Source organism: Pelomonas sp. V22 (genome assembly GCF_030014915.1).
GTDB lineage: Bacteria > Pseudomonadota > Gammaproteobacteria > Burkholderiales > Burkholderiaceae_C > JAUASW01.
Window position 1 is genome coordinate 492152 of sequence record NZ_JAGIXS010000001.1, and the last position, 12328, is coordinate 504479.

The 12328-nt window shown below is 68.8% G+C and carries 8 protein-coding genes; 4 read left to right on the forward strand and 4 right to left on the reverse strand.

The features are described from left to right. Positions 1-50 precede the first annotated feature (50 nt). Together J7U46_RS02190 and J7U46_RS02195 are read left to right on the forward strand one after the other, a co-directional pair. Positions 51-944: a hypothetical protein gene (locus J7U46_RS02190; RefSeq protein ID WP_282823185.1), complete on the forward strand. Its 894-nt coding sequence runs from the start codon at positions 51-53 to the stop codon at positions 942-944. A gap of 113 nt (positions 945-1057) precedes the next feature. Next, positions 1058-2944: a sensor histidine kinase gene (locus J7U46_RS02195; RefSeq protein WP_282823186.1), complete on the forward strand. Its 1887-nt coding sequence runs from the start codon at positions 1058-1060 to the stop codon at positions 2942-2944. On the opposite strand, the gene J7U46_RS02200 is transcribed toward J7U46_RS02195, so the two are convergent. Continuing rightward, entirely contained in the window at positions 2930-4036 is a 1107-nt protein-coding gene (locus tag J7U46_RS02200) for a glycosyltransferase (RefSeq protein ID WP_282823187.1), read from the reverse strand. The genes J7U46_RS02195 and J7U46_RS02200 overlap by 15 nt on opposite strands. Positions 4037-4165: 129 nt before the next feature. Beyond that, a complete protein-coding gene (locus J7U46_RS02205) occupies positions 4166-5194 on the reverse strand; it encodes a glycosyltransferase (RefSeq protein ID WP_282823188.1) in 1029 nt (342 codons plus the stop codon). A gap of 103 nt (positions 5195-5297) precedes the next feature. Here J7U46_RS02205 and J7U46_RS02210 point away from each other — a divergent pair, with 103 nt between their 5' ends. Continuing rightward, positions 5298-7040 (forward strand): ABC transporter transmembrane domain-containing protein, encoded by a 1743-nt coding sequence (locus J7U46_RS02210; protein WP_282823189.1) that lies wholly within the window; start codon positions 5298-5300, stop codon positions 7038-7040. An 8-nt stretch (positions 7041-7048) separates the two neighbouring features. Continuing rightward, the gene (locus J7U46_RS02215; protein ID WP_282823190.1) at positions 7049-7321 is read left to right on the forward strand and encodes a DUF655 domain-containing protein; all 273 of its coding nucleotides are present in this window, start codon (positions 7049-7051) and stop codon (positions 7319-7321) included. A 12-nt stretch (positions 7322-7333) separates the two neighbouring features. On the opposite strand, the gene J7U46_RS02220 is transcribed toward J7U46_RS02215, so the two are convergent. Then, positions 7334-8629, reverse strand: coding sequence for a patatin-like phospholipase family protein (locus J7U46_RS02220; RefSeq protein ID WP_282823191.1), 1296 nt, complete (start codon positions 8627-8629; stop codon positions 7334-7336). Between the two features lie 91 nt (positions 8630-8720). Beyond that, a complete protein-coding gene (dnaE, locus tag J7U46_RS02225; protein WP_282823192.1) occupies positions 8721-12215 on the reverse strand; it encodes a DNA polymerase III subunit alpha in 3495 nt (1164 codons plus the stop codon). Positions 12216-12328: the final 113 nt, after the last annotated feature.

Consider the following 12328-nt stretch of genomic DNA (forward strand, 5'->3'; position numbering starts at 1 on the left):
ACGGCAGCCTGCTGCCAGCCTCGCCGCCTGAACTCAAGCCAGGAGAGGATGTGCAAGCGAAGACCGCAGGACAGCCAGCAGCGCAAGACCCGGTGGCGGCCCTGCCGCGCGCCGGCAACTGGGTGCGCACGCGCAGCCAGGTCCTGGTGTGCTGGGACGGCCTGAGCGAGCCCTGGTCCAGGATCCAGCTGGACGCGCCTGCGGACTTCGACTGGATCTTGTTCGACACCTCGGGCCGCCAGGCAGCCGGCCAGCGCCAGTTGCGCGGCCAGTCCTGCCGGGTGCTGTCGGCCGAGGTCGAAGGCAAGGGCCAGGTCTACCAGGCCCTGGCCGATCACTTGGCGGCCAACAGCGAGGTGCCGGACTACGTGGCGCTGATCGACGCCGCCGTCCTGCTCTCCACGAGCAGCATCAACCGCCTGCTGCACCTGGCTGCAAGCGAGGGCCTCGACGTCTGCGCGCCCGCGCTCAGCCACGACAGCAGCTGCGCCCACCGCTGGTCGCTGCGCCAGGCCAGCCTGATGTTCCGCGAGCTGGACTGGGTCGAGATGACGATGCCTTTCTATCGCGGCAGCCTCTTCATGGCCGGCCGTGAGCAGTACCGGGGCCATGTCTCGTCTGCAGGCATGGACTGCTACCTGATGCCCACGCTGCAGCAGCTCACCGGGCTGAAGCGCTGCGTGCTGGTGGATGCCGTGATGGCCTGCCACCGTCCGCCGGCCGGCCAGGGCCCGCAGGTCTACCGCAACGGCCGCAGCGCCGGCGAGGAAGCGGCGGCCGTCAAAGCCCATTGCATCGCCCTGATCCAGTCGCGCCAGCCCGAGCTGCTGCAGAGCGAGTGGTTCCGGCGCCTCTTCGAGCAAGGCCCTGCACGCTCGCGCTGGCAGCAGGTCAAGGACGGGCTGGGCCGGCGGCTGCGGCGCTGGCTGGAAGCCTCGACCTGATGAAGATCTGCCCCCCGGGGCCGCTGGCCTTACCGCATACTGGGCCCCACATACCGCCGCATCGGCCAGCAAGGGCTTGAGAGCAGCGGGACTCGTGGCAACAAGGGGGCGCCATGGATTCAGGCATCAAGCCGGGCGACGCCACCGGCCCGCGCCGCCGGCGGCTGTCTTTCGCGCTGGTGCTGACACCCTTGCTGCTGGGCAATGTGGTGATGCTGGCGCTCTGCATGGGCGGCTTCTACGTGCTGTCGGCCACGCGTGCCTATGTGGGTGGCGAGAGCCAATGGTCCAAGGCCCGGGCCCAGGCCATCGACGAGCTGCGCGCCTACGCGGCCAGCGCCGACCCTGCGCGGCTGCACGCCTTCGAGCGGGCCATGCAGGTGCCGCTGGGCGACCACCAGGCCCGCCTGGCCATGGACGAGCCGCAGCTCGACTGGCAGCGTGCCAGCGAGGGCTTCGCGCGCGGCCGCAATGCGCCCGAGGATGTGCCGGGCATGATCCGGCTTTACCGCTGGGCCGGCAGCAGCCGCCTGATGGCACCCGCCGTGCAGGCCTGGCGCCAGGGCGATGGGCTGATTGCCGAGCTGCAGGCCCTGGCCGGCGTCCTGCAACAGACCCTGAACGAAGACCCGGTGGCACGGCCGCAGCGCCTCGCGCAGACGCTGGCGGCGCTCGACCAGCTGGCGTTGAAGCTCCTGGAGCAGGAGCTGAGCTTCAGCGCCGAACTGGGCAAGGCCTCACGCGCCACGCTGCAGGTGCTCTCGGCCACCGTGGCCCTGACCGCCCTGCTGCTGACGCTGAGCGCCTATGCCATGCAGCGCTCCGGTCTGAAGCGCCAGGGCCGCTACGAGGCGGCGCTGGAGGCGGCCAATCACCGCTGGTCGCTCGCGGCCGAGGTCGATGGCCTGGGCGTCTTCGAATGGCAGAAGCACAGCGACCGCGTCTACCTCGACGCCCGCGCCTGCGCCGTCTACGGCCTGCCCATCAATCCGAACAGCCCCGATGGCCTGGAGGTGCCACGCAGCCGCGTGCGCGCCCTGGTCGACTCGAGCCACACCCCGGGCCTGCAGGCCGCGCTCGATGCCGCCGTCAGCGACAGCGGCACGCTGCGCCAGCGTTTCCGCATCCGGCCCGAGTCTTCGCCGGACGGCGAACTGCGCCATGTCGAGGTGACGGGCGCCATGCTTCGCGGCCAGCCCGGCGCCGGCGAGCAGCGCATGGTGGGCGTGATCAAGGACATCACGCAGCAATTGCAGCAGGAGCAGCTCGCGCTGGACAAGCAGGCCGCCGAGCGCAGCGCCGCCGCGCGCATGGAGTTCCTCTCTCGCCTCAGCCACGAGCTGCGCACGCCGCTCAATGCGGTGCTGGGTTTCTCGGAGCTGATGCTGATGGAGTCGAACGGCGAGGCACTGAGCGACAAGCAGCGCCACCGCATCCAACTGATCGCCGACTCGGGCCGGCACCTGCTCAGCCTGGTCAACGACGTGCTGGACATCAGCAGCATCGACGCCGGCCGCTTCAGCATCAGCTGCCAGCCCACGCTGCTCGCGCCGGCGCTGCAGGCCGCGCTGGAGCTGGCCGCGCCCGAGCAGCAGGCCTATGGCGTGACGATGGAACTGCAGCCGCTGCCACCGGGTCTGGCCGTGCACGCGGATGCACTGCGACTCGGCCAGGTGCTGGCCAACCTGCTCAGCAATGCCTGCAAGTACAACCGCCCGCAAGGCCTGGTTCGGGTGCAGGCCGAACGATTGGCCGAGCAGGTGCACATCAGCGTGCAGGACCAGGGCGCGGGCCTCACGGCAGCCGAGCAGGCCCAGCTGTTCCAGCCCTTCAAGCGCCTCGACAGCGGCGCGCACCGCCCGGGCACCGGCCTCGGGCTCAGCATCGCCCGGCTGCTGGCGCAGCAGATGGGCGGCGACATCAAGGTAGAGAGCCAGCCCGGCCAGGGCAGCCGCTTCAGCCTCATCCTGCAGGCCTCTGAAAGCTCAGAGCGAAAGTAGCAGCTGCTCGTAGCGCCGCATCATCAGCTTGCGGTCGTGATGGCGCATCGCATGGAGGCGCGCTTCCGAGGCCAGGCCGGCGGCATAGCCCGGTTCCAGCAGCAGGCGCTCCAGCACCGCGGCCAGCGCTTGGGGGTCGCGCTCGGGCACCAGCAGGCCGCTCTTGCCATGCTCGAACACGCCTTCCACGCCGGGCACGTCAGACGCCACGCAGGCACAGCCGGCGGCCATGCCCTCGAGCAGGGCCAGGGGCATGCCCTCCCAATGGGTGGAGAGCACAAAGATCTGCTGGCTCATCAAGAGCTGGGGCAGCTCCGCATGGTGGCCCATGAACCAGACCTGTGACCCGAGGCCCAGATCGCGCACCAGGGCCTCGGCCCGCGCGCGCAGCGCCGGCTTGCCGGTGCCGGCCAGGTGCAGCTTGGGCACCAGGCCGCGTTTCTTCAATAGCGCCAGCGCATGGATCAGCGTGAGCTGGTCCTTCTGGCGCGCGAAACGGGCCGACATCACGATGCCCGGCGCGCGCTCCTCGTAAAGCCGCTTCTCGGCACCGGCAAAGCGGCCGAGGTCGATGCCATTCGGAATCGAAAGCAGGCGTTCGGCCGGCATGCCCAGCTGAAGCAGACTAGCGCGCACGCTCTCGGACACGCCCACGATGCCTGCCGTGCGCCGCGCCAGCCAACGTGCCTGCCAGAGCTTGAAGGCCGAATAGCGTTCGCGCGAGTTGTGCTCCACCTGCACCATGGTCCGCACCCAGGCCGCGCGAGCCGCCCAGCGGCCGATCAGGTGCTCCGGAAAACCATGGGCCACCACCACGTCGGGCCGCCAGCGCCGGCACAGCCGCGCCAAGGCCCAGATCGAAAGCCAGTGGAACCAGCCCGGCACCAGCTCGACCCGCAAGCCCCGGTCACGCAGGGCCTGCACCTGGGCTTCATCGGTGTCGCGCTTGCGGCGCAGCACCAGCATGGCTTCGAGCTTGCGGCCTTCGGGGGCGGCGGCGACCAGGTCGATCGCCACCTGGGTGGCACTGGTGAAGCGGCCGGTGACGAAGTGCAGGACCCTCAGACGTTGTGATATCGATGGAAACTGCATGGTGGACCGGCAAGCAATGCAAGCGGACGCCAGCTCCCAGCGCTGGGGCTTCAATGGCGTCTCGGACTCCCTGGACGGCACCGAGTATCGCAACGATTCCTGCGCCGCGATCTCGCGATCACCCTGCAATCAGGGGTCTGTTGCCGCCGCGACAAGGGTCAGTTGTTGCCGGTAGAAGGCCTCGACTGCCTCGGTCGCGCGCTCAATGCGGTAGGGCGTCAGGTCGTAGCTGCGGCGCGCCGGCCGCTCCTCGGCCAGGCCAGCCAGGGCCTGCGCCATGGCCGGCACGTCGGCCACCGGCAGCAAGGGGCGCTGGATGGTGCCGGCCAGCAGTTGCGCGCCCTGCGAGGCCGTGGCCAAGACAGGCAGGCCGGCCGCCATGGCTTCCAGGAAGACCAGGCCAAAGGGCTCGGAATGGGCCGCGCTGACGAAGGCATCGAAAGCGCTGAACCACTGCTGCGGATGGCTGACGAAGCCCGGCATCAGCACCTCGGGCGGCGCCAGACGGCGCAGCCGCTCCCAGTCCCGCCCATGGCCAGCGATCACCAGGCGGCAGCCGGGCGGACGGGCCTGCCCGAAGGCCTCGACCAGCAGGTCCAGCCCTTTGCTGGCCTCCACACGGCCCAGCGCGCCGATCACGAAATCGCTGTCCGCAAAGCCCAGCTCGCGGCGCAGGCGCTGGCGGGCCGCGGGGTCGAAGGGGCCGGCCACGGTCCAGTTGTCGATCTGCGTGCAGTGCGACCGCTGTTCTGCCGGCACATGGGCCATCTGCCAGGGGGCGATGGCGATCAGCGCGTCCAACGAGCGATGCTGCTGGGGCTTGTAGTCGATGTGCAGCGTGGCCACCCGCAGGCCATGCCCTCGCAGGCCCTGCAAGGCCCGGCAGGCCCAGCTGAGGTGGGCATGGGCCACATCGAGCGGCAGCGAGCGCAGGGCCCGTCGTGCCGCCAGGGCCGCCAGAAAGCTCCAGCCGCCGACCAAGATCACGCGCACGCGCGGGTCGAGCCGATGGGCAATGGCATCGGGCCGCTGCTCGGCGGCGCGCCGGTGAAGAATCATCCAGACCTCGTGCTGCTGCGCCTGGGCATTGGCGAGCTCGACGGCATGCCGTTCGGAGCCGGCAAAGCGGTGGGTCAGGAGCACGTGGGCAATTTTCATCGGGGGTGGTCAGACGGGGCCGTCGCAGGCCACGGCGACGCGCACGATACACGAGAAAACCGCCCCGCCGCCCTCCCGCAGACTGCAGCGACAATCCGCCCCCATGACCGATGCCGCCGCTACCGCGCCCGACCTGAAGACCACCGCCCGCCGGGTGCTGCGCTATGTGGCCCCGCATCGCATCGGCCTGGCCTGGACCATCCTCGCCTACGTGGGCGCCGCCTGTACCGAGCCGCTGATCCCCGAGCTGCTGAAGACCGTCTTCGGCAAGGGCTTCCAGGCCTCGTCCTTCTCGGTCTGGTGGGTGCCCGTGGTGCTGATCGGCCTGTTCGCGCTGCGCGGCCTGTTCAGCTTCCTCGGCCAGTACATGCTGAACCGGACGCTGACCCGCTCGGTGATGGACATGCGCCGCTCGCTGCTGGATGCGCTCCTGAAAGCCGACGCCAGCGCCTACACCAGCCTGCAGCCCGGCGCGGCCGTGACCAAGGTGGTGAACGACCCGAACCAGGTGCTGACGCTCTTGAGTGGCACCGTGGTCTCGGTGCTGCGTGACGGCCTGCCCGCCGTCGCCATGCTCGGCTACCTGCTCTACCTGAACTGGCAGCTGACCCTGCTGTCGATGATCACCACGCCGCTGATGGCCTTCGTGGTCAAGAAGGTCAACCGGCGCGTGCAGCGGATCGGCGCGCGCAACTACGACGCCCAGCTGGAGCTGGTCAACAAGGTGGATGACATCACCCGCGCCTGGCGCGTGGTGCGCAGCTTCGACGCGGCCGAGCATGAGCGCGGCCGCTTTGCCGAGCAGGCCCTCAAGGTGCAGCGCAGCGCGCTCAAGGTCTCGGCCACCAATGCCCTGACCCAGCCGCTGTCGCAGCTGATCGCCAGCATTGGCCTGTCGCTGATCGTGAGCCTCGCGCTCTTGCAGGCGCGCCAGACCAACACCGGCGTCGAGGAGTTCGCCGCCTTCGTCACCGCCCTGCTCCTGATGACCTCGCGGCTGCGCCACCTGAGCGATCTGGCCCAGCCCATCACCAATGCCCTGGTGATCGCGCGCGGCTGCTTCAGCCTGCTCGACACGCCGGCCGAACCCGACCGCGGCACGCAAGACCTGACCCTGTCGCGCGGTGAGATCGAGCTGAAGGACGTGCATCTGCAATACCCCGGCGCCGAACGCCCCGCGCTGGACGGCCTCAGCCTCGCCTTCAAGCCCGGCCAGACCACCGCCCTGGTCGGTGCCTCGGGCGCCGGCAAGAGCTCGGTGATCCACCTGCTGCTCGGCTTCGGCCAGCCTGACAGCGGCCAGGTGCTGCTGGACGGCCACGACATCCAGGACCTGAAGCGTGCCGCGCTGCGCCGCCAGTTCGCCGTGGTCTCGCAGGACATCGTGCTGTTCGACGCCTCGGTGGCCGACAACGTGGCCTACGCCCAGCCGCGCGACCCGGCCCGCCTCGAGCAGGCCTTGCGCGCCGCCCATCTCTGGGACTTCGTGCAGACCCTGCCGCAGGGCGTCGAGACGCCGGTCGGCGCCAATGGCAGCAAGCTCAGCGGCGGCCAGCGCCAGCGCCTGGCGATTGCCCGCGCGCTCTACAAGGAGGCACCGATCTGGGTGTTCGACGAGGCCACCTCGGCCCTGGACACCGAGAGCGAGCGCGCCGTGCAGCAGGCGCTGGAACTGTGGCAGGGCAAGAAGACCCTGATCCTGATCGCCCACCGGCTCTCCACCGTGCGCGCGGCCGACTGCATCCATGTGATGGCCAACGGCCGGCTGCTGGAATCGGGCTCGCATGCCGAGCTGCTCGCCACTGACGGTGCTTACGCGGCCATGGTGCGGGCGCAGCACGACTGAGAGTGCTGATGCGGCGGCGCCTCTTGCTCTTGCTGGCCTCGCTGCCGCTGCTGGCCAGCGCCGCCAAGCCGCTTGAACTCAACCAGGCCACGCAGGCCCAGCTCGAGTCTCTCGCCGGCGTGGGCCCCGACCTCGCCGAGCGCCTGCTGAAAGCCCGCGACGCCAGGCCCTTCGAGAGCTGGGCCGACCTGCGCCGCCGCGTGACGGGCGTCGGCCCCAAACTCGCTGCCAAGCTGTCTGACCAGGGCCTGCGCGTGCAGGGCCAGCCTTACAAGCCCTGAAGCCAGGGCCGTTCAGCGCCCGCCTTCCACCTCGGCCACGCGCGCCTGCGCAAAACCGGCACTGCGGCGGCGCTGCTGGCGCGGGTCGAACGGCGGCGGCTCGCCGGTCCAGCCGAAGAAAGCCTGCACCTCGCTGCGGCGGGCCAGGGTGTCGGTGAAGCCGAGCGTGATCAGCTCTTCGGTGAAGTCAGGCTCGAACAAAAGATAGCTGGTCAGGGCCGAGCCATGGGCCGCCGGACCCTCGCCCGACACGCCCACGCTGCGCAGCAGGCCGCGCATGGTGGCGGGCAGGGCCGCCTGGTGCTTGCCGGCCATGTCGTCGATGCGGCGGCTGGGCGCGATCACCATCACCTCGACCGGGCGCAGCGCCGTCGAGCGGCGCGCCTCCGGCGGCAGCAGGGACAGCGTGTTGTTGATGCGTTGCATGCGCTCGATGTCGACGGCCAGCGCATCCAGAAAAATGTTGGACAGCGCATGGCCGGCGATCTGGGCCATGCTCGGGTGGGCCTCGGCCTGCGGCGTCGCCGCGCGCCGGCCCGGTGGCTCGTGCATGCGGCCGGCGCCGATCACGAGGATGCGCTCGGCACCGAGGTGGATGGCCGGCGAGATCGGCGCGCTCTGGCGCATCGAACCATCGCCAAACCACTCGGGCTGGCCTTCCAGGTCGAGCTGCTCGGCCGGGAAGATGAAGGGAATGGCCGACGAGGCCAACAAGTGCTCGATGGTCAGGCGCGCACGCACCGCCAGGCGCTGCGAGCGCAGCCAGGGCTGGATCTCCTTGAGCGTCTGGTAGAAGGTGACGTGCTGGCCCGAGCTGTAGCTGGAGCCACTGATGGCCAGCGCCTGCATGTGGCCGGCTTCCAGCATCTCGTCGAGCCGCTCCAGCCTCACCCAGCGGCGCAGCAGCTCACCGAGCGGCTCGTTGTCCAGCAGGCTCTTGGGCCGGCTGCGCTTCCAGCGCGCCAGCGCCCAGCCGAGGCTCATCATCGTGATCCAGCGTGCGCCGGTGCGTATCACGCCAAAGGAATCGGCACGGTAGACCTGGTCGACGTGGATGTTCTGCCAGATGTAGACCAGGCCATCGACGGCGGCATCGAAGTCGTCCGCCTGGCAAGCCAGTGTGGCCGCATTGATGGCGCCGGCCGAGGTGCCGGTGATGATGGGAAAGGGGTTACCACCTATCACGCCAGCATCGCGGCGCAGCTGCGCGAGGGCCTGCAGCACGCCGACCTGGTAGGCCGCGCGCGCGCCGCCGCCGGTCAGCACGAGGCCGGTGCTGGGTCGATCGGCGCTGTTCAGGTCGGACATGGAGGCGGCAGCATTCTCTTGGCGGCCATCATCGCCCAGAATCCCGGCGCCCGGGAGCGGGCTCGCCCCGGGCTGCGTCGTCATTGCAACGTCACTCGTAGACGATCTGCGCCTCGCCGAGCTTCTTCAGCGCCTCGTCGCAAGGCCAGAACTTGGCGGCCTCGCCGAGGTCCAGCTCGGCCACGGCGCCGGGCCGGCGGATCGAGAGGCGCAGCGGCAGGCCCTGCACCAGGCGGCCCTGCTCGGTTTCAGTGGCGCGCGCCGGCCAGGTCTTCAGCACTTCATCGAGCACCGGCATGGCCGAGCTCGGCGGCACACGCAGGAACTTGCCGAACTTGGCGCGGGCGGCGGCCAGGTCCCAGATCGCAGTGACATTCATGCGCAGCCCGCCCGAGAAGCGGTCGTTCTGCACCTTGCCCTGCACGATCAGGAGCTCGTCCTCGCAGAGCAGCTCCTTGTTGGCGTTCAGCAGCTCTTCGTTGGCCACGGCCTCGATGGCATCGCTCTTGTCGTCGAGCTTGAAGATGCCGACGCGGCCGCGATTGCCGTTGATGATGCGCAGGTCGCTGACGATGCCGGCCACCATGACGGGCTCGCGGCTGTCCTGCAGGTCGGCCACTTGGCGGCGCACCATGCGGCGCACCTCCTCGCCGCTCTGGTCGAACAGATGGCCGCTCAGGTAGAAGCCGATGGCGGTCTTCTCCAGCGAGAGCCGCTCCTTGATGCTCCAGGGCGCGGCCTCCACCAGCGGCGGCTCGGCCACCGAGGAGCCATGGGTGTCGTCGAAGTCGAACAGGCCGCCCTGGTCGGCATTGGCCGTCAGGTTGTCGGCATAGGTGTAGCCCAGGGCCACGCTGGCCAAGAGGCGTGAGCGCTCGGGTTCGATGCTGTCAAAGGCACCGGCCTTGATCAGGGCCTCGACCACGCGCTTGTTGACCGCCTTGCGGTCCACCCGGGCGCAGAAGTCGAAGAAGCTCTTGAAGGGGCCGCCCTCGTTGCGGGCTGCGACGATGGCATGGATAGCGCCGACGCCGGTGCCCTTGATCGCGCTGAGGCTGTAGTTGATCTTCTTCGGCCCCAGCGGCTCGAAACGGTGCACGCCCAGGTTGACATTGGGCGGCTCGAACTCGATGCCGAACAGCTTGGCATCGTTCAGCAGCACCTTGAGCTTGTCGGTGTCGTCCGATTCGATGGTCATGTTGGCCGCGTAGAACTCGGCCGCGTAGTGCGTCTTCAACCAGGCCGTGTGATACGACAGCAGCGCATAGGCAGCCGCGTGCGACTTGTTGAAGCCATAGCCCGCGAACTTCTCCATCAGGTCGAAGACCTCGTCCGCCTTGGCCTGGTCCAGCCCCTTCTCGGCCGCGCCCTTGCGGAACAGCTCGCGGTGGGCCGCCATTTCCTCGGCCTTCTTCTTGCCCATGGCACGGCGCAGCATGTCGGCGCCACCGAGGCTGTAGCCGCCCAGCACCTGGGCAGCCTGCATCACCTGCTCCTGGTAGACGAAGACGCCATAGGTCTCCTCCAGCACCTGGCCCAGCAGCGGATGCGGGTACTCGATCGCTTCCTTGCCGTGCTTGCGCGCCACGAAGGACGGGATCAGGTCCATAGGCCCCGGCCGGTACAGCGACACCAGCGCGATCAGGTCCTCGAAGCGCGAGGGCTTGGCGTCCTTCAAGAGCCGCTGCATGCCGGGCGATTCAAACTGGAACACGCTCTCCGAGTAGCCCTTGCCGAACAGGTCGAACACCTTCTTGTCGGCCAGCGGCACCTTGGCCCAGTCGAAGTCCTTCTGGTCCGGATGCCGCGCAACGATGAAGTTCTTGGCCAGCTCCAGAATGGTCAGCGTGGCCAGGCCCAGAAAGTCGAACTTGACGAGGCCGATGGCCTCCACGTCGTCCTTGTCGTACTGGCTCACCGCGCTGGTGGAACCAGGCTGCTGGTACTGCGGGCAGAAGTCGGTGATCTTGCCGGGCGCGATCAGCACGCCGCCGGCGTGCATGCCGATGGAACGCACCGTGCCTTCCACGCGGGCCGCCATCTCCAGCAGGCCGGCGACCTCTTCGTCCTGCTGCTCACGCTCCTCGATCTCGGGCGACTCATGGCGGGCATAGACCATCTTGGCCTTGGCCGGGTCGAAATCGGGCGGCAGCTTAGCGAGCGTCACCGTCTTGCCGGGCGGGGCCGGCACCAGCTTGGCGATGGAATCGACATGGCCGAAGCCCATGCCCAGCACGCGGCCGATGTCGCGCAGCGCGCCCTTGGCGGCCATGGTGCCGAAGGTGGCGATCTGGCTGACGGCAGAACGGCCGTACTTGTCCTTGACATAGTCAATGACGCGGTCGCGGTTGCCCTGGCAGAAGTCGATGTCGAAGTCGGGCATGGACACCCGCTCCGGATTCAGGAAGCGCTCGAACAGCAGGTTGTACTGCAGGGGGTCCAGGTCGGTGATCAGGAGCACATAGGCGACCAACGAGCCTGCACCCGAGCCCCGGCCCGGGCCCACCGGGCAGCCGTTCTCCTTGGCCCACTTGATGAAGTCGCCCACGATCAGGAAGTAGCCGGGGAAGCCCATCTTGATGATGGTGGCCAGCTCGAACTCCAGCCGCTCCACATAACGCGGCCGCTCGGCCTCGCGCTTGGCTTCATCGGGGAAGAGCTGCTGCAGGCGGAACTCCAGGCCCTCGAACGAGAGCTGGCGGAAGTACTCGTCCATCGGCATGCGCGAACCGTCGGCCAGGATGGGCGTGGGGAAGTCGGGCAGCTGCGGTTTGCCCAGCACCAGCGAAAGGCTGCAGCGCTTGGCGATCTCCACCGTGTTGGCAATGGCCGAGGGAATGTCGGCGAACAGCTTTTCCATGTCCGCCTGCGGACGGAAGAACTGGCCGGCGTTGAAGCGCTTGATGCGCTTGGGGTTGGCCAGGGTCTCGCCCTCGGCCACGCAGACGCGCGCCTCATGCGCCTCGAAGTCGTCCTCGGTCAGGAACTGCACCGGGTGCGTGGCCACCACCGGCAGCCGCAGCTCCGCCGCCAGCGGCACCGAGGCCGCCACCAGGCTTTCCTGGCCCGGCAGGCCGGCGCGCTGCAGCTCGATGTAGAAGCGGTTCGGGAAGATGCCGGCCAGGCGCTTGGCGGCCTCTCGGGCCTTGGCCCGGTCACCGTTGGTGAGCGCCACACCGACGGCGCCGTGCTGGGCGCCGGAGAGGCAGATCAAGCCTTCGTTCAGCTCTTCCAGCCATTCGAGCTTCAGGCAGGCCTGGTTGCGGATGACGTTCTGAATCCAGGCGCGCGACAGCAGCTCGCTGATGTTCAGGTAGCCCTGCTTGTTCTGCACCAGCAGCAGGAGCCGGGTCGGTGATTTGTCAGTGCCCTCGGGCTCCAGCCAGCAGTCCACGCCGAGGATGGGCTTGACGCCCTTCTTGCGGCAGGCGTTGTAGAACTTGATGCCGCCGAACAGATTGGCCAGGTCGGTGATGGCCAGGGCGACCTGCCCGTCCTTGGCCGCCGCCGCAGCGGCATCGTCGACTCTCAGGGTGCCGTCGACGACGGAAAACTCGGTATGGGTACGCAGGTGAACAAAAGCCATGCGCGATTGTAGGGAGCCCGCACAAGGCTTTGACCTGAGGTCAAAGGCATGGCGAATCGCCGCGAGGCGATGCATGGCTTTGCAGGTAGGCAAAAGCCATGCGCGATTGTAAA